This window comes from Pseudomonas sp. Cab53 (assembly GCF_018325965.1).
In the GTDB taxonomy this organism is placed as follows: domain Bacteria; phylum Pseudomonadota; class Gammaproteobacteria; order Pseudomonadales; family Pseudomonadaceae; genus Aquipseudomonas; species Aquipseudomonas chlororaphis_E.
On the sequence record NZ_AP021902.1, the window covers coordinates 191084 to 217680 of the forward strand.

At 63.6% G+C, this 26597-nt stretch carries 20 protein-coding genes and 2 pseudogenes; 18 read left to right on the forward strand and 4 right to left on the reverse strand.

Translation table 11 applies throughout. The features are described 5' to 3' along the window. Window positions 1–327: 327 nt before the first annotated feature. From KI241_RS00815 to KI241_RS00875, 13 genes and pseudogenes are all read left to right on the forward strand, one after another. Window positions 328–1677, forward strand: coding sequence for a TolC family outer membrane protein (locus KI241_RS00815; RefSeq protein ID WP_047736250.1), 1350 nt, complete (start codon window positions 328–330; stop codon window positions 1675–1677). Window positions 1678–1713: 36 nt separating this feature from the next. Beyond that, window positions 1714–3870 (forward strand): type I secretion system permease/ATPase, encoded by a 2157-nt coding sequence (locus KI241_RS00820; RefSeq protein WP_212803240.1) that lies wholly within the window; start codon window positions 1714–1716, stop codon window positions 3868–3870. Continuing rightward, complete coding sequence (locus KI241_RS00825) at window positions 3860–5227, forward strand: HlyD family type I secretion periplasmic adaptor subunit (protein ID WP_212803241.1); 1368 nt, start codon at window positions 3860–3862, stop codon at window positions 5225–5227. Before KI241_RS00820 ends, KI241_RS00825 begins: the two co-directional genes overlap by 11 nt. Window positions 5228–5579: 352 nt before the next feature. After that, the gene (locus KI241_RS00830; protein ID WP_212803242.1) at window positions 5580–6491 is read left to right on the forward strand and encodes a TauD/TfdA family dioxygenase; all 912 of its coding nucleotides are present in this window, start codon (window positions 5580–5582) and stop codon (window positions 6489–6491) included. A 37-nt stretch (window positions 6492–6528) separates the two neighbouring features. After that, entirely contained in the window at window positions 6529–7554 is a 1026-nt protein-coding gene (locus KI241_RS00835) for an ABC transporter substrate-binding protein (protein WP_047736247.1), read from the forward strand. 5 nt (window positions 7555–7559) lie between these two features. Then, on the forward strand, window positions 7560–8420 hold the full coding sequence (locus tag KI241_RS00840) for an ABC transporter ATP-binding protein (RefSeq protein WP_042729581.1): 861 nt from the start codon (window positions 7560–7562) through the stop codon (window positions 8418–8420). Between the two features lie 11 nt (window positions 8421–8431). Next, the gene (locus tag KI241_RS00845; protein WP_042729574.1) at window positions 8432–9298 is read left to right on the forward strand and encodes an ABC transporter permease; all 867 of its coding nucleotides are present in this window, start codon (window positions 8432–8434) and stop codon (window positions 9296–9298) included. Between the two features lie 149 nt (window positions 9299–9447). Continuing rightward, window positions 9448–9924: a cell division protein gene (locus KI241_RS00850; protein WP_212803243.1), complete on the forward strand. Its 477-nt coding sequence runs from the start codon at window positions 9448–9450 to the stop codon at window positions 9922–9924. Further along, window positions 9917–12391, forward strand: a complete 2475-nt coding sequence (locus KI241_RS00855) for an alpha/beta hydrolase (protein WP_244868252.1) — start codon at window positions 9917–9919, stop codon at window positions 12389–12391. Before KI241_RS00850 ends, KI241_RS00855 begins: the two co-directional genes overlap by 8 nt. A 50-nt stretch (window positions 12392–12441) precedes the next feature. Further along, window positions 12442–13362 (forward strand): LysR family transcriptional regulator, encoded by a 921-nt coding sequence (locus tag KI241_RS00860; RefSeq protein ID WP_123578492.1) that lies wholly within the window; start codon window positions 12442–12444, stop codon window positions 13360–13362. A gap of 139 nt (window positions 13363–13501) precedes the next feature. Next, window positions 13502–15024, forward strand: a pseudogene (locus KI241_RS00865) (MFS transporter). A gap of 15 nt (window positions 15025–15039) precedes the next feature. Continuing rightward, entirely contained in the window at window positions 15040–16110 is a 1071-nt protein-coding gene (locus tag KI241_RS00870; protein ID WP_212803853.1) for an HlyD family secretion protein, read from the forward strand. Window positions 16111–16169: 59 nt separating this feature from the next. Next, the gene (locus tag KI241_RS00875) at window positions 16170–17600 is read left to right on the forward strand and encodes an efflux transporter outer membrane subunit (RefSeq protein ID WP_244868279.1); all 1431 of its coding nucleotides are present in this window, start codon (window positions 16170–16172) and stop codon (window positions 17598–17600) included. Here KI241_RS00875 and KI241_RS00880 read toward each other — a convergent pair. Further along, window positions 17581–18270, reverse strand: coding sequence for an NYN domain-containing protein (locus KI241_RS00880; RefSeq protein ID WP_042729567.1), 690 nt, complete (start codon window positions 18268–18270; stop codon window positions 17581–17583). The genes KI241_RS00875 and KI241_RS00880 overlap by 20 nt on opposite strands. A gap of 439 nt (window positions 18271–18709) precedes the next feature. On the opposite strand from KI241_RS00880, the gene KI241_RS00885 reads away from it, so the two are divergent. From KI241_RS00885 to KI241_RS00900, 4 genes are read left to right on the forward strand one after another with little or no spacing between them, the layout of a single operon-like run. Beyond that, window positions 18710–19489 (forward strand): efflux RND transporter periplasmic adaptor subunit, encoded by a 780-nt coding sequence (locus tag KI241_RS00885; protein ID WP_042729566.1) that lies wholly within the window; start codon window positions 18710–18712, stop codon window positions 19487–19489. Further along, on the forward strand, window positions 19486–20805 hold the full coding sequence (locus KI241_RS00890; protein WP_042729565.1) for an HlyD family efflux transporter periplasmic adaptor subunit: 1320 nt from the start codon (window positions 19486–19488) through the stop codon (window positions 20803–20805). Before KI241_RS00885 ends, KI241_RS00890 begins: the two co-directional genes overlap by 4 nt. A 1-nt stretch (window position 20806) precedes the next feature. Next, a complete protein-coding gene (locus KI241_RS00895; RefSeq protein ID WP_047736242.1) occupies window positions 20807–22903 on the forward strand; it encodes a biotin/lipoyl-binding protein in 2097 nt (698 codons plus the stop codon). A gap of 9 nt (window positions 22904–22912) precedes the next feature. Further along, window positions 22913–23404, forward strand: a complete 492-nt coding sequence (locus KI241_RS00900; RefSeq protein ID WP_042732400.1) for a GNAT family N-acetyltransferase — start codon at window positions 22913–22915, stop codon at window positions 23402–23404. Between the two features lie 128 nt (window positions 23405–23532). Here the strand turns inward: KI241_RS00900 and KI241_RS00905 are convergent, their stop codons facing one another. From KI241_RS00905 to KI241_RS00915, 3 genes and pseudogenes are all read right to left on the reverse strand, one after another. Further along, a complete protein-coding gene (locus KI241_RS00905; RefSeq protein WP_212803245.1) occupies window positions 23533–24120 on the reverse strand; it encodes a tail fiber protein in 588 nt (195 codons plus the stop codon). A gap of 351 nt (window positions 24121–24471) precedes the next feature. Beyond that, window positions 24472–24782: pseudogene (locus tag KI241_RS00910) on the reverse strand (hypothetical protein). A gap of 46 nt (window positions 24783–24828) precedes the next feature. Then, on the reverse strand, window positions 24829–25416 hold the full coding sequence (locus KI241_RS00915) for a tail fiber protein (protein ID WP_047736239.1): 588 nt from the start codon (window positions 25414–25416) through the stop codon (window positions 24829–24831). A gap of 299 nt (window positions 25417–25715) precedes the next feature. On the opposite strand from KI241_RS00915, the gene KI241_RS00920 reads away from it, so the two are divergent. After that, complete coding sequence (locus KI241_RS00920; protein WP_042732396.1) at window positions 25716–26561, forward strand: sulfotransferase; 846 nt, start codon at window positions 25716–25718, stop codon at window positions 26559–26561. The last annotated feature ends 36 nt before the right edge of the window (window positions 26562–26597 follow it).

The window sequence follows — 26597 nt, forward strand, 5'->3', positions numbered from 1 at the left end:
TCCATGGACCCGACAGCCTGTAAGGCAGCAGCGGTCTGGACGTTCTTGTTTCGCAAATAGGGGTTGTTTTGACGCTCTACTATGTCAATATTTTGGCTGGTTTTTTCGAGCTTTTTGTTTATGCCAAACTATTGACCTTATGCCGGCCATCCTAAACAATCGCTTCGGTAATGTCACATTGATATTTAAGCGGCGACCTGTTAATTCGGTGCACGATTCGTTTCCTGTTTCGAACTTTCCGACATACGGTCATTCCGGTTGCCATCATCCGATGCAGCGCCACGTTTCGCTGTGATCCACGACAAGAGTTTCAGGAAAAATCCCACCATGCGTTCGCCTCTGTTCAAGGCTTTACCCTTCGCCCTCGCCGCCAGTTTCGTACAAGCACAAACCTTGCCGCAGGCCATGCAACAGGCGCTGGATGTTCATCCTGAAATTCAGGCTGGCGTTAACAGTCGTCTTGCGGCGGACTATCAACTCAAGGCGGCCAAGGGCGGCTACCTGCCTAGAGTGGACCTTGCAGCCGGGTACGGTCGCGAAGGCACCGACAGCGTCACCACCCGCTCGGGCAGCAACAATCACTGGGAAACCCTGAACCGTAGCGAGTCGAGCCTGCGCCTGACGCAAATGGTTTTTGACGGTTTTGCGACGTCCAGCGAAGTGGGGCGTCAACAAGCCACCGTCAACGCCCGCGCGTATTCGCTGCTGGACACCTCCGAGCGCACCGGCCTGACCGTCGCCCAGGTGTACCTGGACGTGCTGACCCGCCGCGAATTCGTGCGCCTGGCCGAGGAAAACCTCAAGAGCCATGAGCGCATCTTCGACCAGATCAAGCTGCGCACCAGCCGTGGCGTAGGCAGTGGCGCCGACCTCGACCAGGCGGAAGCGCGCATGGCCCAGGCCCGCAACAACCTGATCACCGAGCAGACCAACCTGGCCGACGCCGAGACCAACTACCTCAGCGCCGTGGGCCAACTGCCCGACCAACTGGAGCGCCCCGCCGATTTTATGGCGCTGCTGCCGGCCAACCTCAACGAAGCCCGCAATCAGATGTTGGAAAACAGCCCGGTGCTGCGTTCGGCCGAGGCGGACATCGTTGCCACCGAGAAGCAGTACGAAGCCGCCAAGTCGAGCTTCTACCCTCGCTTCGACGCTGAGCTGGGCCGCACCGCCGACAACGACCTGGACGGCCAGAACGGCCACAACAATGAATGGCAGGCCATGCTGCGCATGCGCTTCAACCTGTATGCCGGCGGCAGCAACAAGGCTGACCTGGAATCCAAGTCGTACCTGTCCAACCAGGCCTTGGACATCCGCAACAACGCCCTGCGCCAGCTCAACGAAGAGTTGGGCCTGGCCTGGAACGCCATGAACAACGCCAATGCCCAGGTGCCGATCGCCCAGCAGTACGTGGACCGCAGCACCAGCGTGCGCACCGCCTATCAGAAGCAGTTCAGCCTCGGCGAGCGGACCCTGCTCGACTTGCTCGACAGCGAAAACGAGCTGTTCACCGCCTCCCGGCGCCTGGTGGAAATCAAGAACGTGCAGCTGTTCACCCAGTACCGGATCAAGGCGACCATGGGCCAGTTGCTCAAAAGTCAGGGGGTCGTCGCGCCGTTGGCATCGGTTGTGCAGAACGACGTGAAACCCAAGGTCCAGTTGCCTGGGATGAATTAAGCTCCCCATCCGTTTTAACCAGCAAGAGTGCCGAGCGTGGAATCAGAAGTCAGTCGAGTCGAACTCAGCCATGATCCGCGCACGCTGCACGATGACCCGTTGCTGGACGGTCTGCTGGCGCTTTGCATGCTGCACCAGAAGCCGGCCAGCGCGGCGATGCTCACCACCGGCTTGCCGTTGCCCAAGCAGCGCTTGAGCGTCGAATTATTGTCGCGCGCGGCGGCCCGTGCCGGTCTGCAAGGACGGGTGCTGCAACGCAAGCTCGACCAGATTCCGACCATTGCCATGCCGGCCCTGTTGTTGCTCAAGGACGGTCGAAGTGCCGTGCTGCTGGGCTGGGTCGGTGATGACCAGGCGCGCTTGCTGCTCAGCGAAAGCGATGGCGGCGAAGTGACCATCAGCCGCGAACTGCTGGCGGACGACTACAGCGGCAAGGTCTTCTTCGCGCAGCCGCAACATAAATTTGACGTGAACCACGGCACGCTGATCCCTCGGGCACGCTCCTGGTTTCGCGACACCCTCAAGCGATCCCGCTGGCTGTACGCCGATGCTATCGCCGCCAGCCTGCTGATCAACATCATTGCCATGGCCGCGCCGCTGTTCGTGATGAACGTCTACGACCGCGTCGTGCCGAACCAGGCCGAATCGACCCTGTGGGTACTGGCCGTGGGTATCACCGGCGCCTATCTGTTCGACCTGATCCTCAAGATGCTGCGCAGTTTGTGCCTGGACCTGGCCGGCAAGAAAACCGACCTGATCATCTCGGCCACGCTGTTCGAGCGCATCGTCGGCATGGCCATGAAATACCGCCCGGCGCGCGTCGGCAGCTTTGCCCAGAACATCCATGAGTTCCAGAGCCTGCGGGACTTCTTGGCCTCGCTGACGCTGACCAGCCTGATCGATTTGCCGTTCACCCTGCTGATCTTCCTGGTCATTGCGATTCTCGGCGGGCACCTGGTGTGGATCCCGATGCTGGCGTTCCCGATTGCCCTGTTGATCGGCTATGCGTTGCAGAAGCCGCTGGTGGCGACCATGGAGCGGACCATGGCCCTGGGCGCCGAGCGTCAGTCCAGCCTGATCGAAACCCTGGCCGGCCTGGACGCCGTGAAGGTCAACAACGCCGAGAGCGAGCGCCAGTACCAGTGGGAACAGACCATCGGAACCCTGAGCCGCCTCGAACTGCGGGTGAAGATGCTGTCCGGCCTGGCGATGAACATCACCTTGCTGATCCAGCAACTGGCCGGTGTGATCATGATCATCTTCGGCGTCTACCAGATCATCGCCGGCAACCTGAGCATGGGCGGCCTGATCGCCTGCTACATGCTCAGCGGCCGCGCCCTCAGCCCGCTGGCGTCGTTGTCGGGCCTGCTGACCCGCTACCAGCAGGCGCGGGTCACCATGACCTCGGTCGACCAGATGATGGAGCTGCCCCAGGAGCGCAATTTCGAAGAGCGGCCGCTGAGCCGCAAGGTCCTGCAGGGCGCCATCGAATGCCGCCAACTGGATTTCACCTACCCGAACCAGCAGAACCCGGCGCTGAAGAACATTAACCTGGTGATCAAGCCCGGCGAGAAGATCGGCATCATCGGCCGCAGCGGCTCGGGCAAGAGTTCCCTGGCGAAGTTGCTGGTGGGCCTGTACCAGCCCGATGCCGGTGCGTTGCTGGTGGACGGCGTGGACATCCGCCAGATCGACGTCAGTGAGCTGCGCTACAACGTCGGCTACGTGCCCCAGGACATCCAGTTATTGGCCGGCACCCTGCGTGACAACCTGACCTCCGGCGCCCGCTACGTGGAAGACGAGCTGGTGCTGCAGGCCGCCGAGCTGGCGGGCGTGCACGAGTTCGCGCGCCTGCATCCGCAGGGCTACGAGCTGCAAGTGGGGGAGCGCGGGCAGAACCTGTCCGGCGGCCAGCGCCAGAACGTCGCCCTGGCTCGGGCGTTGCTGCTCAACCCGCCCATCCTGCTGTTGGACGAACCCACCAGTGCCATGGACAACACCGGTGAAGAACGCCTCAAGCAGCGTCTGGCCGCCGTGGTGGAAAACAAGACGGTGCTGCTGGTCACGCACCGGGCATCGCTGCTGTCGCTGGTGGATCGCCTGTTGGTGATCGACCGCGGGCAGATCCTGGCCGACGGCCCGAAAGCGGTCGTGATGGAAGCGTTGAAGAAGGGGCAGATCAGTGTTGCTTAAATCGGGTTTCAAGGAGTCTGTCGGCCGTTACTTCAAAGGCTCGGCGTCGTTGCAGGGCCAGCCTCTGCCGGAGGTCAACAAGGCCCTGATCGAAGACGCCCCGCGGGTGGTGCGCCTGACGATCTGGGGGATCATCGGCTTCTTCGTGTTCCTGATGGTGTGGGCCAACTTCGCCGTGCTCGACGAGGTGACCAAGGGCGACGGCAAGGCGATTCCGTCGTCCAAGATCCAGAAAATCCAGAACCTGGAGGGCGGTATCGTCGCCGAGCTGTTCGTCAAGGAAGGGCAGATCGTCGAGGCCGGCGCGCCGTTGATTCGCCTGGATGACACACGGTTTGTCTCCAACGTCGGGGAAACCGAGGCCGATCGCTTGTCCATGCTGCTGCGGGTCGAGCGCTTGAGCGCCGAAGTCGACGACCGACCGCTGATTTTTCCGGCCGATGTGCTCAAGGCCGTGCCCGGCCAGGCCGCCAGCGAGGAGTCGCTGTACATCAGCCGGCGCCAACAGTTGCACGACGAGATCGGCGGCTTGCAGGAACAGCTGGTCCAGCGCCAACAGGAGCTGCGCGAGTTCGTGTCCAAGCAGGCCCAGTACCGCTCCGGCCTGGCGCTGCAACGCCAGGAAATCAACATGTCCGAGCCGCTGGTGGCCCAGGGCGCGGTCTCCCCGGTGGAAGTGCTGCGGCTCAAGCGTGCGGAAGTCGAAACCCGTGGGCAACTGGACGCGACGACGCTGGCGATCCCCCGTGCCGAATCGGCGATCAAGGAAGTGCAGCGCAAGATCGACGAGACCCGCGGCAAATTCCGCAGTGAGGCCCTGACCCAGCTCAACGAGGCGCGCACCGACCTGAACAAGGCCCAGGCCACCGGCAAGGCACTGGAGGACCGGGTCAGCCGGACCCTGGTCACCTCGCCTGTGCGGGGCATCGTCAACAAGATGCTGGTGAACACCATCGGTGGGGTGATCCAGCCCGGCAGCGACCTGGTGGAAATCGTGCCGCTGGACGACACCATCCTGGTGGAAGCGAAAATCCGTCCCCAAGACATCGCCTTCCTGCACCCCGGCCAGGACGCCACGGTGAAATTCACCGCCTACGACTACACCATCTACGGCGGCCTGAAAGCCAAGCTGGAACAGATCGGTGCCGACACCATCACCGATGAAGACAAGAAAACCACCTACTACATCATCAAGCTGCGCACCGAACGCAGCCACCTGGGCACCGATGAAAAGCCCCTGCTGATCATCCCCGGCATGGTGGCCTCGGTGGACATCATCACCGGCAAGAAAACCGTGCTCAGCTACCTGCTCAAGCCCATCATCAAGGCCCGGGCCGAGGCGTTGCACGAGCGATAGACGCTTGTCTGTCTGGATGAAGGCAGGATCGCTTTTTGTGGCGTCCACTTCTGAGTAGCTCCACATTCTTGTGGGAGCGGGCTTGCTCGCGAATGCGGTGTATCAGTCGACATAGATGTCACCGGCAGATTGCGTTCGCGAGCGAGCCCGCTCCCACAGGTTTTATGTGTTAACCAAAACTCCATATCGTTATTCGTTAACGGTATTTAAATTTCAATTCTTATAGCTATAAAGTCACTCCCCTGCGTACCTGCCGACCAATCGGCGCGCCGCACGACACGAACCGACACGGCAACGCCGTGAGTTTTGATCGACGCGCGCCATTGAAGCGCGCTGTGCGTGGGAGTGATGTATGCCAGCCGTTTCCTATTCTCCGGATCACCTTGCTTCAAGTGCCGCCGACATCGCGCCGCAGGCCTTCGATATCCGCCCGTTCGGCGACAGCGTCGGGGCCGAAATCGTCGGCCTGGACCTGTCCCGGCCGCTCAACGACCGCGACTTTGCCCGCATCCATCGCGTCCACCTGGATCACCACGTGGTGGTGTTTCGCGACCAACACATCACCCCCGAACAACACATCGCCTTCAGCCGTCGCTTTGGCGTGCTGCAGATCCATGTGCTCAAGCAGTTTTTACTGGCCGGGCACCCGGAAATCCTGATCGTCTCCAACATCATCGAAAACGGCCAATCCATCGGCCTCGGCGATGCCGGCAAGTTCTGGCATTCCGACCTCTCTTATAAAGAACTGCCCAGCCTGGGCTCGATGCTGCATGCCCAGGAATTGCCGAGCGAGGGTGGCGACACGTTGTTCGCCGACATGCACAAAGCCTGGGAGGGCTTGCCCGAGGCCTTGCGCAAGGCCGTGGAAGGCCGTTCGGCGGCGCACTCCTACACGGCGCGCTACAGCGAGAGCAAGTTCGAAGGCAACTGGCGCCCGACGCTCACCCCGGAACAACTGGCCCAGGTCGCCGAAGTGGTGCACCCCATCGTGCGCACCCACCCGGAAACCGGGCGCAAGGCGTTGTTCGTCAGCGAGGGCTTCACCACCCGTATCGTCGGCCTGCCGGAGGATGAAAGCGCCGCGCTGCTGGCCGAACTGTATGCCCACAGCGTGCGGCCCCAGAACATCTATCGCCACCAATGGCAGCCCCATGACCTGGTGTTCTGGGACAACCGTTCGCTGATTCATCTGGCCGCCGGTTGCCCGAGCCATCTGCGTCGCAAGTTGTACCGCACCACCATCCAGGGCGATGCCCCTTTCTGATCGGCCGCGCCTCGCGCAAACAGCCCGGAGAATCACCATGTCCAAACGCATTGCCTTTGCACCGCTGGCCGCCGCCATCGGCCTGGGTTTCAGCCTGCTGGCCGGCAGCCTGGTGGCGCCCGCCAGCGCCCAGGCCGAGGGCGAGATTCGCATCGCCGAGCAGTTCGGCATCGTTTACCTGCTGCTGAACGTGGTCCGCGATCAGCAGTTGATCGAGAAGTACGGCAAGCAGGAAGGCCTCGACATCAAGGTCGATTGGACCCAGTTGTCCGGCGGCGCGGCGGTCAACGATGCGTTGCTGTCGGGCTCCATCGACATCGCCGGGGCTGGCGTCGGGCCGCTGCTGACGATCTGGGACCGCACGCGCGGCAAGCAGAACGTCAAGGCCGTGGCTTCGCTGGGCAACTTTCCCTATTACCTGTTGAGCAACAACCCCAAGGTCAAGACCATCGCCGACTTCACCGAGCACGACCGCATCGCGGTGCCGGCGGTGGGGGTGTCGGTGCAGTCGCGCTTCCTGCAATACGCCGCCGCCAAGCAATGGGGCGACAAGGAGTTCAATCGCCTCGACAAGTACACCCTGGCCGTGCCACACCCGGACGCCACAGCGGCGCTGATTGCCGGCGGGACGGAATTGACCGGGCACTTCTCCAACCCGCCGTTCCAGGACCAGGCCCTGCAGAACCCCAATGTTCACGTGGTGCTCAATTCCTATGATGTGCTCGGGCCGAACTCGCCCACCGTGCTGTTCGCCACGGAAAAATTCCGCGATGAAAACCCCAAGACCTACAAGGCGTTTATCCAGGCCCTGACGGAAGCGGCGGCGTTCGCCCAGAAGGATAAAGAGGGGGCGGCGGATACGTATCTGCGCGTCACCCAGGCCAAGATCGACCGGGCCACGTTGCTGAAGATCATCGAGAATCCGCAGATCGAATTCACCGTCACGCCGAAGAACACCTACCCGCTGGCGGAGTTCCTCTACCGTGTCGGCGCGATCAAGCACAAGCCGGCGTCGTGGGAAGACTACTTCTTCCAGGACGCCCAGCCGTTGCAAGGGAGTTGATGGTCATGAACGCCCCCCTGCAAGGCCACGCGGCCAGCAACCTCAGTCGCACCGATGCGGCATTGCTCTCGGTGGACAGCGTCAGCCTCGAATACCGCACGCCACAACGGGTGGTGCGGGCGACGCACCAGGTGAGTTTCGAGGTCGACCCGGCGGACCGGTTCGTCCTGCTCGGCCCGTCCGGTTGCGGCAAGTCCACGCTGCTCAAGGCCGTTGGCGGCTTCATCGCGCCTTGCGAGGGCGAGATTCGCTTGCAGGGGCAACGCGTCAGCGCTCCGGGGCCGGATCGAATCGTGGTGTTCCAGGAGTTCGACCAGTTGCCGCCGTGGAAAACCGTCAAGCAGAACGTGATGTTCGCGTTGCTGGCGTCCCATACCCTCAAGCGCCGCGAGGCCGAGGAGCGAGCGTTGCACTATCTGGACAAGGTCGGGCTGGCGGCATTCGCCGATGCCTACCCACATACGTTGTCCGGGGGCATGAAAGCCCGGGTCGCCATTGCCCGGGCATTGGCGATGCAACCGAAAATCCTGCTGATGGACGAGCCCTTCGCCGCCCTCGATGCCCTGACCCGACGCAAGATGCAGGAAGAATTGCTGCTGCTCTGGGAGGAGGTGCGTTTCACCCTGCTGTTCGTTACGCATTCGATCGAGGAAGCGCTGGTGGTGGGCAACCGGATCCTGTTGTTGTCGCCCCATCCGGGCCGCGTACGGGCAGAAATCCACAGCCATCAGTACGACCTGCACAGCCTCGGGGGTGGGGCGTTCCAGCACACGGCGCGGCGGATCCACTCGCTGTTGTTCGAACCGGGCCAGTCGCCGCAGACCGAGCGTGAGCTGGATTTCGCCGACATTCGCATCGCGTACTGAGGGAAGCGTCCATGAACCATCTATCGCCTGTGCGCGAAGAATACGAAGTCGACCTGCAACCCTTGACCCACATCCCGCTGGAGCGGGCCTTGCCGTTGAGGCAGCGCCTCTGGCAGCAGGGGTGGTTGCGCAAAAGCCTGATTTTGCTGTTGCTGGCGGTGCTCTGGGAAAGCGTGGCCCGCTACCAGAACAACGACCTGCTGCTGCCGGGGTTCCTGCAAACCGCCAGCGCGCTGTACGGGGGCCTGGTCAGCGGCGAGCTGCTGGGCAAGGTCTGGATTTCCCTGGTGGTACTGCTCAAGGGCTATCTGCTGGGCATTGTCCTGGCGTTCGGCCTGACCACCCTGGCGGTGTCGACTCAACTGGGCCGCGACCTGCTCAGCACGTTGACGTCGATGTTCAACCCGCTGCCGGCCATTGCCCTGTTGCCATTGGCGTTGCTGTGGTTTGGCCTGGGGCAGAACAGCCTGATTTTCGTCCTGGTGCACTCGGTGCTGTGGGCGTTGGCGGTGAACATGTACGCAGGCTTTCTCGGGGTGTCCGACACCTTGCGCATGGCCGGGCGCAACTATGGGCTCAAGGGTCTGCGCTTCGTGCTGTTCATCCTGATTCCGGCGGCGCTGCCGTCGATCCTCGCCGGGTTGAAGATCGGCTGGGCCTTCGCCTGGCGCACGCTGATCGCCGCCGAACTAGTGTTCGGCGCCACCAGCGGCAAGGGCGGCCTGGGCTGGTACATCTTCCAGAACCGCAACGAGCTGTACACCGACAAGGTCTTCGCCGGGCTGGCGGTGGTGATCCTGATCGGCTTGCTGGTGGAAAACCTGGTCTTCGACAGCTTGGAACGGGTGACGGTCAAGCGTTGGGGGATGCAGCGTTGAGCGGTGCTGGCGAGCTGTTCGGGTAAGCATTCCGGGCTTGGGCGACCGCCTTCGCACAGGTTTATTTATCGGCCGCCCCCGTCGGCCGGGTAAAGCCCCGGCCTTTTCCTTTAGACTTGCAGCCCTCAAGCACGCCTTCGGGACACGGAATGCCAAGCCCTCGCCACACCCTTCGCAAAGCCCTGATCGCCTGGCTGTATGCCTTGGCGCTGTTGCATCTGCTCGCCGGTTTCATGCTGAGTTGGGCCGGGCATTCGGGCGTGTTCGATGACTATCTGCTCACACTCGAACAAGCGTTCTGGGCTTCCGACGCGGCGCCTGCGGCGGCCAGGGCGCAGCAGGTCTGGTGGCTGGCGTTGTTCGGCGCGACGTTGCAGAGCTATGCCCTGTACATGCTCGCCCTGGTGCACCTCGGCCATCGCATGAAACGCGCCGCGCCCTGGGGCTGGATCATCGCCGGCATCCTGCTCTGGGCACCCCAGGACATGTTGATCTCCGCCCAGGCGCGGATGTGGTCGCACCTGTGGCTCGATGGCGTGGCATTGCTTCTGCTGCTGCCGCCGTTGCTCTGGCTCTATCGCCACGACGGCAACGGCTGTGCAGCCCGGGAGGCCCGCCATGGTTGATCTGGCATCCGCAGGCAAACCGTTGATGTACCTGCTGGCGGGTAACGGCAGCGCCGCCGATTGGTGGGATGACGTGCTCCCGCATTTTGCGCACTACCAGGTGGTGCCGCTGGAGTTGCCCGGTTTCGGTGACAACCCACAGGCGCCCTGCGAAGACCTGGCCGCCTACGCCGAGGCTTTGTTGGCGATGACGGCCAGGGGCAGCGCGATCACCGCGGTCGGGGTGAATGCGTTGCTGGTGCTGCACGCCTTGCAACGTCAGCCCGGGCACTTCCAGCGCAGCGTATTGCTGGCGCCGGTGGGGGCGTTCCTGTGGCAACGGCGCCTGCCGGCACTGATGTCGCCATTGCCGGTGCGCAAAACCATCCATTGGTTGCTGGCGAACAAACCGACGCTGTTTGCACGCAAATTCTCCAACCGGCCCTGGACGCCTGCGCAATACCGACGCATGGGCGCTGGCTACGCCCGCTGCCGTGCCTTCGTGCCGCACTGGGACCTGGTGCGGGCGGACACCGCGTTGCCGCTGCTGGAATGGATCACCGACCCGGTCGAGTTGGTCTGGGGCGACCAGGACAATATGCTGGGTGTCGAGCAGGCGGCGGCCTGGTCGGCGATTCTCGCCCGCGCCGACCTGACCATCAGCCTGAAGCCAGGCTGGGGCCATTACCCCTGGATCGACGCGCCGGCCGATTTCGCCGCCTGGCTGGAGTCGGGCGCGCGTGGGTTTGTCGCGCACACCAAGGGCGGGCGTTTGCGCCTGGCTGCGTTGGCCGGGCAAGCGGTGCCGCCGGCGCTGACCCTCAATGAGTGCCACGACCCACGCCTGCCGGCGTTTCTGGCCAGCCAAGCGCACGCCACGTGGGCGGTCCGCTCGTCCAGTTATGGCGAGGATCAGGCCGATGCGGCGAACGCCGGCCTGAGCAGTACGTTCCTGCGCGAGCCGGCGAGCCAAGTGCCGGGGCGCATCGCTGAGTTGACGGCGATGGGCGTCGAGGAAGTGGTGGTGCAACGCTTCATCACGCCGCAGCTGTCCGGAATCGCTTTCGTGCGTCACCTGGCGGTCGAGCTGGAGTGGGTGGAGGGGCACCTCGAGTCGTTGGCCGATGGTCAGGTGAGCCCCCGGCGCGCAGTCATTTCTCGCCTGGGAGCGGCTTGGAACTGCGGTGCGTTCGAGCCCACCCACGGTCTTGACGCCGACCTGTTGTGGCGCTTCCTGCAAGGTGTGCTGCGGGTTTTCCACTACGTGCCCGGTGACATCGAATGGGCCTGGGACGGCCAGCAACTCTGGCTGTTGCAATACCGCCCGATCAGTGGTTACGGCTGGCGTCGGCACCTGACCGCGGCCAACATCGCCGAAATTCTGCCGCCCCAACCCAGCGTGTTGGTGGAGTATGCCCAGCGTCGTGCGGCGGCGAGCATCCCGGCGATCATGGCGCGTTGGGATGCACGGGTGTTGCAAGACAACGAGCCTTTCACGGCGGTGTTTGGCGGTGCGTCGTACATCAACAACGATCTGTTTCTCGCCCGGCTGGCCGACTGGGGCGTTCGTGCCAGCAATTATGCGGGGGAGGTCGGCGGGGCGACTCCGCCGTTGCCCTGGCGACCGTTGCGCCTGGTCCGATCACTGCCGTTGTTCCTGCGCATGCAGCACGTGGCCCGTGGGCACCTGTTGACGCTCGAAGCCGGTTTGCGCCGTTTCGATCATGAGCTTGCGCAACTGGCCGGGCAGGGCGCCGGAGGTCAGTCACTGGCCGATTGGTTCACCCGCTTCTATGTGTTCGTGGTGCAGGGCAACCTGTGCATCGCCACGGCATTGGCTAGCAGCGGTGGCGCCTGGCTCGGCCGGCCACCCACCGCCTATGACAACCTCGAGTCCGCCCCGCATCGGTTGCCCTGGGAAACCGACCCGGCCACGCCGCGTCCGGCCCCGACCGAGCTGCCCTTGCAAGCCTTTCCCCATTGGTCCCTGCCCGTACGCCTGGCGCATTCGGCGGGGCTGCCGGGGTTGCGTGGCTACTATCTGCAAGTGCGCGAATGGTACCGCGACAACCTGATGCGAATGTTCTTTCGCCTGCACCACGCCATGCCGCTGGCTGACCGCGCCCATTGGTTCGCGCCGCACCCGGACATTCGCAGTCGTGACGGCAGTTTTTGGCAGGACGGTCGCGAGGGCACCGAGCAGGCAGCGGGCTTCTTGATCTACCCGGGCCAGGCACAAGGCATCCTGGGCGCGGACATCCTGCTGGAAGACACCCTGGACCCCGGTCGCCACGCGCACTATCAGCGTGCCCGGGCCGTGATCGCGCGCATGGGCGGTCGCCTGTCCCACGGTTCGACCTTGTTGCGCGAACTGCGCAAGCCTTCGGCGGTACTGCCTCAGGTGGATGCCACGTGGCTCGGGCGGGAGGTGGTGTACCGCGACGGTGAGTTGACGTTGTTGGACGAGTCGCCAGCGGCCGGGGGGTGATCTGCTAGCATTGCGTCTGGATCAATGTTGATCTGTCACGAGTGCTCAGCATGCAACTCCCGGACATGAACCTGCTGGTCGCCCTCGATGCCCTGCTCGACGAGGGCAGCGTGGTCGGCGCGGCGCGACGGATGAACCTGAGCCCCGCAGCCATGAGCCGTACCTTGACGCGAATCCGCGAGGCCGTGGGTGACCCGATTCTGGTGCGCGCAGGCCGTGGACTGGTGCCGACACCCAAGGCCCAGGCCCTGCGCGAACAGGTGCGCGATGTGGTGGAGCAGGCGGCGCTGGTCTTCCGTTCGGCCGATGCGGTTGACCTGAGCACCTTGCGGCGGCGTTTCAATGTCCGGGCCAACGACTTCTTCGTCGGCGTCTATGGCGGCAAGTTGTTCGACACCCTCGAACGCAAGGCCCCGCATTGCGAGCTGCGCTATGTCCCGGAAGGCGACGGCGATGATGAGGCGCTGCGTGAGGGGCGGATCGACCTGAGCATCAGCAACACCCGGCCAGTGATGCCGGAAGTAAAGGTGCAGAACCTGTTTTCCACCCACTTCGTCGGCCTGGTGCGCGAAGACCATCCCTTGCTCAACGGCGAGATCACCGCCGAACGGTTCGCCGGGTTTTCCCACATCAGCACCTCCCGCCGCGGCATTGCTCGCGGCCCCATCGACACCGCGCTCAACGCGTTGGGGCTGGAGCGACGGGTGGCGGTCATCGCGCCGAGCTTTCATGCGGCCATGTTCGCCTTGCCCGATTCGGACCTGATCCTGCCGGTGCCCAAGGAAGCGTTGCTGAGCGTCAGGCGCCTGGGGCTGCACCTGCGCTCCTTCACGCTACCGGTCCCGTTGCCCACGCTCATGCTGACCCAGGCCTGGCACCCGCGCTACGATAACGACCCGGCCCACCGCTGGCTGCGCGAAACCCTCAAGGCCTGTTGCGACGAGACCTGGCTGGAAGCGCAGACGGGTTGATCGCCAGGCTTTGACTTTGGTGGCAGAGGGTTTCAATTGCTGCGTTAAACGCACTTATAAACTGCCAATAAGTCACTTTTTGTCAGCACTGCGGCTTTTTAAACTGCTCCGGTATTTCTCACTGGAGTGTTAACCCCCAATGACATCCCTCACAACCACGGCGCTACCGACGGCAGCGGCCGCGCCGCCGGCGTTCGGCCCGAGGATCGTCATCGGCCTGGTGGGCGTGTTGCTGGCGGTGCTGGTGTCGGGGCTGAACGAGATGGTCACCAAGGTGGCCCTGGCCGATATCCGCGGAGCCATGGCCATCGGGTATGACGAAGGCACCTGGGTGGTGGCGTGCTACGCCGCGACGTCAGTGGCCGCCATGGCCTTCGCGCCCTGGTGCTCGGTGACCTTCTCGCTGCGCCGTTTCACGCTGTGGGCCATCAGCCTGTTCACCCTGCTGGGTGCGCTGTGCCCGTTTGCGCCGGACTACGAAAGCCTGCTGGTGATGCGCACCCTGCAAGGGCTGGCCGGCGGTGCATTGCCACCCATGCTGATGACCGTCGCCCTGCGCTTTCTGCCGCCGGGCGTGAAGCTCTACGGCCTGGCCGGCTACGCCCTGACCGCCACGTTCGGCCCTGGCCTGGGCACGCCCCTGGCCGGCCTGTGGACCGAGTACCTTGGCTGGCAATGGACCTTCTGGCAGATCATCGTGCCTTGCCTGATTGCCATGGCCGCGGTGGCCTATGGTTTGCCCCAGGACCCGCCGCGCCTGGAACGCCTCAAGCAGTTCAACTGGCGAGGCCTGCTACTGGGTTTTCCGGCGATCTGCATGTTGGTGATCGGCATCCTGCAGGGCAACCGGCTCGACTGGTTCGAGTCGAGCCTGATCTGCACTTTGCTCGGTGGCGGGCTGGTGTTGCTGGTGCTGTTCCTGGTCAACGAGTGGTCGCAGCCGGTGCCGTTCTTCAAGTTGCAGATGCTCGGCATCCGCAACCTGGCCTTCGCCCTGATGACCCTGGCGGGTGTGTTGGTGGTGCTGCTGGCGGTGATCATCATTCCGTCCAGCTACCTGGCCCAGGTCCAGGGCTATCGTCCGGTCCAGACCGCTCCGGTGATGTTGTTGATGGCGCTGCCGCAGTTGCTCGCACTGCCGTTGGTGGCGGCGCTGTGCAATCTTCGCTGGGTCGATTGCCGCTGGGTGTTGGGGCTGGGCCTGGGCCTGTTGGCACTGTCCTGCCTGGGGGGGTCGCAACTGACGTCGGCCTGGATCCGCGATGACTTCTACGTCTTGCAACTGTTGCAGATCTTCGGCCAGCCCATGGCGGTGCTGCCGCTGTTGATGCTGTCCACCGGGAGTATTTCCCCCTCGAAGGCCCGTTCGCTTCGGCGTGGTTCAACACGGTCAAGGGCCTGGCGGCGGTGATCGCCACGGGCGTGTTGGACGCGTTGACCACCGCACGCCTGCATTTTCATTCGACGATGCTGGTGGACAGCCTCGGCAACGCCCCGTTGGTGGACAACGACAGCGCCGGGCTTGCCCATCGCCTGCACCAGCAGGCGGTGGTGCTGACCTCTTCCGATCTTTACCTGTGCATGGCGGGCGTCGCGCTCGCCCTGATCCTGCTTATTTTCTGGTTACCGACGCGGATCTATCCGCCTCGTGCGCCGCGCTGAACCCTGAAGGTTTCCATCATGAATCAATTGAAAAAGCCCATAGCCCTGACCCTCGCGGCAACCTTCGTGCTCGGCGGGCTGACCTATCTGCTGGCACCGGGGCTGTTCGGTAAACGCGTGCAGCAGAGCACCAACGATGCCTTTGTTTCGGCGGACTACACCCTGGTGGTGCCGCGCGTTGCCGGTTTCATCAAGGAAGTGCTGGTGGAAGACAACCAGCAAGTCAAGGCCGGGCAACTGTTGGCCCTGATCGACGACCGCGACTTGCACGCCGCCGCCCAGGCCGCCGACGCGCAGACCCTGGTTGCCCGCGCCCAGCTGGAAAACGCGCGGGCGACACTGGAGCGCCAGGCGTCGGTGATTGCCCAGGCCCAAGCCAATGTGGTCGCGGCCAAGGCGCAGATGGCCTTTGCCGAACAGGAGCGCAATCGTTATCAACACCTGGCCGGCGTAGGGGCCGGTACCGTGCAGAACGCCCAACAGGCCCAGACCCGGATCGACCAGGCCACCGCGCAGTTGGCGAGTGCCACGGCGGTGTTGGCGGCCGAGCGCAAGCAGGTGGAGATTCTCACGGCCCAGCGTGACGCCGCCGAAGGTGGGTTGAAACGCGCCCAGGCGGCGTTGGAAATCGCCAGTTTTGAACTGTCGTACACCCGCATCGTGGCGCCCCAGGACGGCATGGTCGGCGAACGCGCGGTGCGGGTCGGTGCCTACGTGACGCCGGGCAGCAAGCTGTTGGCGGTGGTGCCGCTGGCCCAGGCCTATGTGGTGGGCAACTTCCAGGAAACCCAGCTCACCGATGTGCAGCCGGGCCAGCGGGTGAGCGTGCGGGTCGACAGCTTCGGCGGGCAAGCGTTGCTGGGCCGTGTGCAGAGCATTGCCCCGGCGACCGGCGTGACGTTCGCGGCGGTCAAGCCGGACAACGCCACCGGCAACTTCACCAAGGTGGTCCAGCGCATCCCGGTAAAGATTGTCCTGGACCCGGACCAGCCGCTGGCGCAGCGGTTGCGGGTGGGCATGTCGGTGGAAGCGAGTATCGATACCGCCCGTTCGGAGGGTGATGGGCGGGAGGTGGCGCAGCGATGAAATCGAGCCCCTTAGTCGCCCTGTGGCGAGGGAGCAAGCTCCCTCGCCACACAGGCCTGCTGGTCTGTTTGGCATCGGCGCTATGCGCCTGCACTGTCGGCCCGGACTTCCAGCGCCCCGTGGCACCCTCGCCGTCTCAATGGGCAACGCCGGCCAACGCCGCTGCCAGCCAGGTGGTCACCACGGACATGAGCGAGCGTTGGTGGGAGGTCTTCGATGACCCGGTGCTGTCGGCGCTAACCCGTCGTGCCGTGGCCGATAACCTCGACCTGAAACTTGCCGGCAGTCGCTTGCAGCAGAGTCGCGCGGCCCGCCAGGTCATCACCTCGGCGCAGTACCCCAACACCGCCGCCACCGGCAGTTATGGCCGTAAACGCAACAGCGGTGAAGGGCTCAATGACCCGTCGGGCCACAACGGCGATTCGGCTTTCAACCTGTGGGACGCGGGCTTTTCCGCGGCGTGGGAGCTGGATGTGTGGGGCCGGGTACGGCGTGAGGCCGAAGCGGCGGATGCCAACCTGGAGGTCGCGCGGGACGACCGTCGCGGTGTGCTGTTGGCGGTACTCGCCGAAACGGCTCACGACTACCTGCAACTGCGGGGTGTGCAGAGCACCCGGGCGGTCACCGAGCAGAACCTCGACGTGGCCCGCCACAGCCTGAAGCTCACCCAATTACGCCTGGCCGATGGGGTCGCCACGGATCTGGACGTGGCCGAAGCGGCGGCCCAGGTCGCGGCCATCGAAGCGCGGCTGCCGACGTTGCAGCAGCGCCAAGCTCAACTGATCAATGCCCTCAGCCTGTTGATGGGCCAGCCTCCGCAAGCGTTGCAGGCCGAACTCGCCGCCGACGCACCGGTGCCCCAGGCGCCTCGCCAGGTCGCCATCGGCCTGCCCTCCCAGTTGGCTGAGCGGCGCCCGGACATCCGCCAGGCCGAGGCCCGGCTGTATGCCGCCACCGCAAGCATTGGCGTGGCCAAGGGCGATTTCTACCCGCGCATCACCTTGTCGGGCAACCTGGGCTCCCAAGCCATGCAACTCAGTGATTTCGGTTCCTGGGGCTCCCGTGCGTTCGGCATCGGCCCGCAGTTCAACCTGCCGTTGTTCGACGGTGGACGCCTGCGCGGCATGCTGCAGTTGCGCGAGGCCCAGCAACAGGAAGCGGCGGTCGCCTACCAGCAGACCGTGCTCAAGGCCTGGCATGAAATCGATGACCAGCTGAGCGCCTACAACGCCAGCCAACTGCGTCGCGACAGCCTCGCCGAAGCCGTGCGCCAGAACCAGATCGCCTTGCGCACCGCGCAGCAGCAATACGTGGAAGGCGTGGTGGACTTCGTCACCGTCCTCACGGTCCAGGGCGCGCTGTTGGCCACCCAGGAGCAACTGGTGGAAAGCGCCACGGGCGTGTCGTTGGCGATGGTCGGGTTGTACAAGGCGCTGGGTGGGGGATGGGAGTCGGTGTATCCGGCGGGCGCTACCAATAATCCGGCTTGATGGCCGGCGCCTTGCGCGTGGGGACCCGGTCGGGGAACTGGTGGGATTGAAGCTCGTCGCAAGTGACGACGCGGCGCATCCAGTGGGCGTGTTCTCTCAAGGAGCCTGGCGCAAGGCGCTTGGAGCCGGTTCGGTAGGGAAGCACGACGCCGACTCTCAAATGGGGAAAGTCTTCTCGAATAGCTCGCAGTGCGGGCGCCATATCAGTGTCGCCCGATACCAGCACAAGCTGTTCGATACGCTGGTGCTCGGGCAGTGCTTTTTGTCTGGATGCCGTGCGATACATGCTGATTGCGATGTGGACATCGGTTTCCTTTTCTTCAAGCTTCCAGATAGCAACGGTGTCTTGGCATGAAGCACTGATCTTTTTGCTGACGAAGCGGGGGGCGTTGGCACGCTCGAGCTGGTGACGTCCATAGTGGACAGTAACCTGATTGGCCTTTAATGCGCGGACATAAGCGTCCTGAGCCTCTTTGGATACGATTCCACGCGTTGCCAGTTCCGGTTTGACGGAGGACGTGAAGTAGTCGAGTGAAGAAAATGAACTGTGTGGATTCTCGACGCGGGCTATGTGTATCAGTAGCTGCGTAAGGTTCAGCCATTTATAGGGCGTACCGGCGAGCAGCCCATAAAAAACGTTATAGCCGTCACCAAAAAAAGCGGTACGCACAAGCTCAATCCCCAGAAACGAAAAAACCGGCCGAAGCCGGTGTTTTCACCCCAACGGCCAGCGAATTTAATCGCTGCGTACGAGGTTGAGCAGTGGACGAATCCTAATCCCAGGGTGTTCGTGCGTCAACCGTGGATAGGAAAGCTGCGGCACCGGCGGTTTGAGAGTTGTGTGCTTTTATGGCTTGAGGGCAAGGCGTTTTTGAACCGATTTGGCTAAGTGTATTTCAGGGCTTTTCCGTGTAAGTGACAGTGGCTGATGATTTGAGTAGTCCATTCTGCCTGGCTGATTTTGAGGAGTGTATCTGCCTAAATCGTTGTGGGGTTTGATACCTGCTGGTGTCAGTAAAAAAGCCGGCACCTTTTATCCCCAACTCCAGCCTTTTTGAAACCAGAGATTTCTTCTAGACTCCGCCCATCCGTCAGGGAGTAAAACGGTCATGCGGCGTTTGAGTAGTTGGGTTGTGGGATTGACCTTTGTAGCGTGCGGCGTTCAGGCGCAAACGCCTGATGCAGGCGATCCGTTGCTCGAGAGCAACGCGGCGGCCAGTGCACCGGCTGGCAATGAGGCGCGTGGGGTGCTTCGGGCGCGGGATCAGGCGGTACTGGCGAGTGAATTGGCCGGGCGTATTGTCGAGTTGCCATTCAGTGAGGGCGAGTCGTTCAAGAAGGGCGATACCCTGGCGCGGTTCGATTGCTCGGCCTATCAGGCCCAGCTCAATGCGGCCCAGGCGGCCAGCCGTGGGGCCAACGAAGAGTTGGCGCATAACCGGCAACTGGAGGCATTGAAGTCGGTCGGGCGTTTCGAAGTGTCGCGGGCCGAGGCCCGGGTCAGCGAGGCGCAGGCGCAGTCCCAGGTGTACCAGGTACAGGTCAAGCGTTGCAGTGTCATCGCGCCGTTCGACGGCCAGGTGGTGACGCGCAAGGTCCAGCGTTATGAAAGCGTGGCGGCCGGCGCGCCGTTGCTGGATGTGGTCGACAACCGCACCCTGGAAATCCATCTGCTGGTGCCTTCGCGCTGGATGGATCGGCTCAAGCCCGGCCAGCCGTTCACCTTCATCCCCGATGAAACCGGCAAGCCGTTGCAGGCCACGGTCAAGCGTCTGGGCGCGCGCATCGACGAGGGCAGCCAGACCTTGCTGTTGGTGGCGAGCGTGCCGGATGCCAGCGGCTTATTGTCCGGCATGAGCGGTACGGCGCGTTTTGCGGAGCCCAAGTGAACGCGCCGATAACGGGCAGCACCGAGCAGGTGTTCGCCCGCTTTCTCGACCTTGAGCGCCAGACGCGGGCAGCCCGCACCCCGGCGCAGTTGAGCTACAGCCTGGTCAACGACGGCCAGGCGTTGTTCGGGTTTCGCCATGCCGCGCTCTTGATTGCCGGCAAGGTGCACGCGGTGACGGGCGTCAGTGCTGTGGAGCCCAACGCGCCGTTCGTGGCATTCGTCGAGCAGGCGGTGGCCCAGTTGTTCAAGCAGGGGCTACTGAACCAGGCCCGGGTGATCGCCGCCGACGGTGTCAGTGAATCCATCCGTGCGGATTGGCGCAGCCTGTCGGCCGGGCAGGTGTTCTGGCTGCCGTTGGTCGATCATCAGGGCCAGGTGTTCGGCGGCTTGTGGCTGGCCCGCGACTTGCCGTGGACCCCGTCTGAACAAGTGCTCTTGTCGCAACTGGGCGACACCTACAGCCATGCCTGGCTGGCCTTGCAACCGCGCAAGCCGTGGCGCCTGCGCTGGACGCGTAAGCGCCAGGTGGCGCTGGTCGCGGTGCTGTTGCTGGGCCTGCTGATCCCGGTGCGCCAATCGGTGCTGGCCCCGGCCGAAGTGGTGCCGCTGGGCGGACAAGTGGTGGCGGCACCGTTGGACGGCGTCATCGCCGAGTTCATGGTCAAGCCCAACCAGGCCGTGAAGAATGGCGACCTGTTGTTGCGTTTCGAAAGCACCAGCCTCAAGGCCCAGGCCGACGTGGCCGAGCGGGCATTGGGGGTGGCCGAAGCGGAGCTCAAGGCCAATTCCCAGCGCTCGTTTGCCGATGCAGAGTCCAGTTCCAAGGTGGACCTGCTGGCCGCCCGTGTCGAACAGAAACGTGCCGAGCGCAACTATGCGATGGAGCTGCTCAAGCGCAGCGAGGTACGTGCCGAGCGCGACGGTATTGCCGTGTTTGCCGATGCCGAGCGCTGGCTCGGCAAGCCGGTGCAGACCGGCGAGCGGCTGATGGAAATTGCCGATCCGAACCAGGCCGAGTTGCGCATCGAGCTGGCGGTGGGCGATGCGATTGCCTTGGAGCCCGGCGCACAAGTGGCGCTGTTTCTCGACAGCGATCCGTTGCAGCGGCACCTGGCCTGGCTCGAACGTTCGGCCTATGAAGCGCAGCCCACGGCGGGCGGCCAACTGGCCTACCGACTGGATGCGCGTTTCGACGCCACGGCGCCGCGCATCGGCCTGCGGGGTACGGCCAAGGTCTTTGGCGAACGCGCCCCGTTGGCTTTGTACCTGTTGCGTCGACCACTGGCCGGGCTGCGCCAGAGCGTAGGCCTGTAGCATGGACCTGCCGAGCCTGCGGCCAGACTTGCAATTGTCCCCGGCGGCTCCAGACCCTGACGGTTCGCCGCAATGGACCTTGGCCGACCCGGTGCGCGGGCGCTATTTCAAGCTAGGCGCGGCGGCGATGCGGATGCTGCGGCATTGGTCCCTGGGCGACCCGGAGCGGGTGCTGCAAGCGGCGAATCGCGAGCCGGGCCTGCCCCTCAACGGTGAGTCGCTGGAACAGTTGCTGGGTTTTCTGCGGGGCCATGATCTGATCAGCGCGATGGACCCGCAACAGCGCGACAGCTACCTGTTCAAGACGGCGGCCCGGCGCCAGAGCCTGTGGCAGATGCTGCTGCACCAATACCTGTTTTTCCGGATTCCGCTGTGGCGCCCCGACGCCTTCCTCAATCGTGCCTGGCCCTGGCTGGCACGCTTTGGGCCCAAGCTCTTGCGTTATGGACTGCCGCTGACCCTGGGGCTGGGCATTTTCCTGGTGTCGCGCGATTGGCAGCGGTTCCTGGCGACGTTTCCGCACCTGTTCAGCCTGGGCGGCGCATTGGCGTTCGGCGCGGCGTTGTTTTTTGCCAAACTGTGCCATGAGTTCGGCCATGCGTTCATGGCCAAGCGCGCCGGTTGTCGGGTTCAGAGCATGGGCGTGGCGTTCATGGTGCTGTTGCCGATGTTCTATACCGATGTCAGCGACGCCTGGCGGATCAATGACCGGCGGGCGCGGTTGTTGATCGGCGCCGGTGGCGTATTGGCCGAATTGCTGCTGGCGTGCATCGCCCTGCTGGCCTGGTCGCTGTTGCCCGACGGGCCGGCACGCACCGCCGCGTTCATGTTGGCCAGCGCCACCTGGATCACCACGCTGGTGATCAACTTGAATCCCTTCATGCGCTTCGACGGGTATTTCCTGCTCAGTGATTTCTGGGCGGTGGATAATCTCCAGGGGCGTGCATTCGCCCTGTGTCGCTGGCGCTTGCGCGAAGCCTTGTTCGGCTATGGCGTGGCGGCCCCGGAACCCTGGTCGCCGAAGATGCGCCGTCGCTTGCTGGTCTGGGGATATGGCTCGTGGTTATGGCGGGCGGCGTTGTTTTTCGGCATTGCCCTGGCGGTCTATCACCTGTTTTTCAAGGTGCTGGGCATTTTCCTGATGATGGTGGAATTGGTCTGGTTCATTTTTATGCCCATCGTGAATGAGTGGCGGCAATGGTGGAGTCGCCGTGAACAGGCCCACGGGCCGCGGGTGCTATTGAGCGGCCTGGTCTTGCTCGCGCTGGTGCTGGCGTTGCTGCTGCCCTGGCGCAGCGCCGTGGAGGTGCCGGCGATGCTCGAAGCCGGGCGCGCCAGTGCGTTGTATGCGCCGGTGGCGGCGCGGGTCAAACAGGTGAATGTGCGCGACGGCCAGACCGTGGCCCAAGGCGACGTGCTGATTGAACTGGAGTCGCCGGACATGGCTTCGCGCCTGGTCATCGTGCGTCGGGAAATCGAGATCCAGCAGTTGCAGATGCGTCGTCAGGCCGGACGCAGCGAGACCGCCGCCGATGCCGGCATCGTCGAGCAGCAGTTGGCCGAAGCGGTGGCGGAGTACCGGGGCCTGGTCGCCCAGCGCGAGCGCCTGTTGCTGCGTGCGCCTCATGCCGGCCAGGTGCGCGACCTGCTGCCGCAACTTTCGGTGGGGCGCTGGCTGTCGCCCACGCAACCGCTGGCGCGGGTGGTGCAGACCGATTCTCGCTTGCGTGGGTACCTGACCGAGGCCGAGCTGTGGCGAGTCAGTGCCGGTGCCACGGGGCGGTTCATTGCCGACGATCCGATGCACCCTTCAATTGCCGTGCAACTGGATGAGATCGACACCAATGGCGTGGCCTGGGTCGAGCAGCAGGCGCTGACCTCCGATCATCACGGACCGATTGCGGTGCGCCGTGATTCGCAGCAGCGGGCCGAGCCAGTGCAGGCCCAGTACGGCGTGCGCTTGAGCGCGGTCGAGGACGGGGTTGCGCCGCTGCAACCGCTGCGTGGCGTGGTGGTGTTGCAGGGGCATGGCGAGTCGGTGCTGGGAGCGGCTTGGCGCCGGTTGGCGGCGCTGGGTGTGAGGGAAAGCGGATTTTAAGGAGCGAACATGAATTCAGTGGCGGCAGACGGATTGGTGGTGCGGCCATCGCGGGTCAGCGATGGTCCGTTCCTGCAGCGTCTTTACCAGGCGGCGCGTCCGGATTTGCAATGGATCGACGGCGAGCACGAGCAAGTGCAGCAGGTGATCGCCCAGCAGTTCCAGGTGCAGGAACAGGGCCTGGGGGAGAACTTTCCCAATGCCATGCATTACGTGGTGGAGAAGCTCGGCACCGCCATCGGCGCCCTGAGCACGGATTTCGGCCCGAATGAAATCCGCGTGCTGTACCTGGCCTTCATCCCCCAGGCGCGGGGGCAGGGTTACGGCAGGACGGTGCTGCAAGGGGTGCAGAAAGCCGCGCAACACATCCGCTGCCCGGTGGCTACCGTGGTCTGGACCAGCAACCCCCATGCCCGGCGGCACTACCTGGCGCTGGGCTTCGAGGTGCAAGAGCGCAGCCCGGCGGCTGAGCGGCTGGTGTGGTATCCGAAAGGCGACTGACAAAAACACCGACTTCTGTGGGAGCGGGCTTACTCGCGAAAGCGGTGTGTCGGTCACCAGATTTTTATCTGAACCACCGCATTCGCGAGCAAGCCCGTTCCCACAAAAAGCACAGCTTTGCGGCGGCCTCAGTTACGCGAAGGGAAGAGCCCGTTCAAGGCGATGCTGAAGTTGATGGCCAGGAACGGGTTCATGATCGCCATCGGCAGGCCATTGCCCGCCGGGGCCACCGTTCCGCTGACCGTGGTGGTCACGCCTTTGAGCGGCACCGGTGTGGCGCCGACCTGGTCGGAATAGATATTCGCCGCACCCGGCCCGGTGCCCGAGGTACCAATGAACGAATTGGTGGGCGTGGGCGCGTTCGCCGGGTTGCTGGCCGGGTTCGCCAACTGCACGGTGGTGGCAGCGGTGATGCCCGTGAGGGTGTGGGTGTGGGTGGGCAGGTTGTTCAGGGTCGCGGTGACGTTTTCGGTGCCGGAGACCTCGCCGATGACCCGCGGGGTCAGGCCCAGCCCGTTGCCCTGGCCCATCGGCAGGCGACCTTGCAGGTTGGGGAGCATGAAGTTGGTCTGGCCGTTGCCGCCGTAATAGGTGCCCAACAGCGAGAACAGCGCCTGGTACTGCGAAATGGCGAGCGTCTGTCCATTGCACAGCGCCCAGCCACTGGGTGCGAAGTTAAAGGCAAAAGACTGGATAGTGCCCATGAATACTTCCATAAATTCCTCATCCCTCAGGTTATTGGTCTGGTGTGGCCAGAGAAGAAGATTGCGTTCAGCCCGATTCCCTGTTCCCTGGCCTGATCACGCACGGCTGAGCGTAGACGCGGTTGTGGCACTCTGCCGGCGGCCTTGGCGGATCGCTGCAAGATCTGTGTACACCACAGATCCCACAGGGTTGCCCCCAACGCTAGTGGCCTGTGTGGCTAATTCGTTTACTCAACTTCGGCGCCAGGACTTGCCAGGCTGCGTTGCCATTCCTTGCCGTAGCGGGGCTACGACTCGTCATGGCGCCTTGCCTGGCAAGCCCTGGCACTCGAATTTGAGTACTCGAATTAACCGTACAGGCCACTAGTTGAACGCGATGTAGTAATAGCCCAGCGTGGGGTCACGGCCCATGGGGGCACCCGTGACACGAATACCCCTTCGAGCCGGCCCAGTTCGGGCACGTCCAGCGCACACAGGCCATCGACGAACTCGGTGGTTTCCAGGCTGTTGAACGCCACGCTGAACGGCATGCGCTCGGTGTTCGGCATCTTGGCCCTGGGGGTTTGATCGAGGGTCTCGAACTGTATGGGCAGGCAACTGCCGTCGGGCAGGGTCAGGCGGCTGGTCTGGCCCAGCAAGGGTTGGAAATGGTGGCTATGAACCGCTTGCAGCATGTCGATACTCCAACGGACCGCCGGGCCATGGCCCGGCGGTAGGTCATCAATTGCGGGACGGGAAGTAACCTTGGAGGGCGATGCTGAAGTTGATCGCCAGGAACGGGTTCATGATCGCCATCGGCAGGCCATTGCCCGTCGGGGCCACCGTTCCGCTGACCGTGGTGGTCACGCCTTTGAGCGGTACCGGTGAGGCGCCGACCTGGTCGGAATAGATATTCGCCGCGCCGGGCCCGGTGCCCGAGGTGCCAATGAACGAATTGGTGGCCGTCGGCGTGTTCGCCGGGTTGCTGGCCGGGTTCGCCAGTTGCACGGTGGTGGCGGCGGTGATGGCCGTGAGGGCGTGGGTGTGGTTGGGCAGGTTGTTCAGAGTCGCCGTGACATTCTCGGTGCCGGCGATGGTGCCGATAACCCGTGGCGTCAGGCCCAGGCCATTGCCCTGGCCCATGGGCAGACGGCCTTGCAGGTTGGGCAACTGGAAGGTGGTCTGGCCATTCCCCCCGTACGTCACGCCGATCAGGGCAAACAGTGTCTGGTACTGGGCCAGACTGAGCGTCTGCCCGTTGCACAGGGCCCAGTCCCTGGGGGCGAAGTTAAAAGCGAAGGGTTGGATAGTCCCGATGAATACTTCCATAAATGCCTCATTCCTCAGGTGATTGGTCTGGCGTGTGCCCGCCAGGCTGGGGAAGGGAGCGATCAGCCCGACGCCTCCATTCCCTGGCCTGTCAACGCACGGCTGAGCGTAGACGGGGATGTCTGATTTTGCCGGGGGAGGCACGAGGAAAATTCTCCTGGATCGGCTAAAACGATTCAGTGGCGCCAGCGCCTCTACCGCCCATCTTTTTTGTAGGACAAAGTTAATTTGATATCAAAGTACTACTAGGCGGCGTTTGTTTCCTAAGCTACGCTTCGGACACAAAAGGACTACACACGGTGAAGGGATTGTCGCAGTTTCACTTTATTTCCGGCCTGCCGCGCTCAGGCTCGACCCTGCTGTCGGCGATTCTGCTGCAGAACCCGCGCTTTCACGCCGGCATGACCAGCCCCGTCGGTTCGCTGTTCAGCAGTGTGCTGCAACAATGCAGCGCCGGCAGCGAGTTTGGTTCGGTGATCGACACGGACCTGCGCCGCCGCCTGTTGCGCGGGCTGTTCGACTCCTACTACGCCGACAAGGCCGACAAACCCGTCATCTTCGACACCAATCGCCAGTGGTGCGCGCGCCTGCCGGCCCTGCAAGACCTGTTTCCCCAAGCCAAGACCATCGCCTGCGTGCGCAACGTCGCCTGGGTGCTCGACAGCCTGGAGCGGCTGTATCGCGCCAATCCCTTCGAGAACACCAAGCTGTTCAACGACGATGACGAACGCAACACCGTCTACAGCCGGTGCGAAACCCTGGCCCAGCGCAACCGCCTGGTGGGGTTTGCCTGGACAGCGCTCAAGGAAGCCTATTACGGCGAGCACGCCGAGTCGCTGTTGATCGTCGATTACGACCTGCTGAGCCAGGCGCCCGAGCGGGTGATGCGGCTGGTCTACGAGTTCATCGGCGAGCCTTGGTTCGAGCACGACTTCAATCACTTGACCTACGACGCACCGGCCTTCGACCAGGCCTTGGGCGTTGCCGGCCTGCACAAGGTCAAGCCCCAGGTCGCGCCGCAAGTGCGGCGAACCCTGCTGCCGCCGGACCTGTTCGAAAGATTTTCCGAGTTGTCGTTCTGGCGCGATGGGTCTGCCAGCGCGGCCAATGTCATCCGTATGAAAACCGACGCCGCGCTCAGCTGATCGCGGTTTTTTTCATTTGCGTGTTCAAGCAGTTCG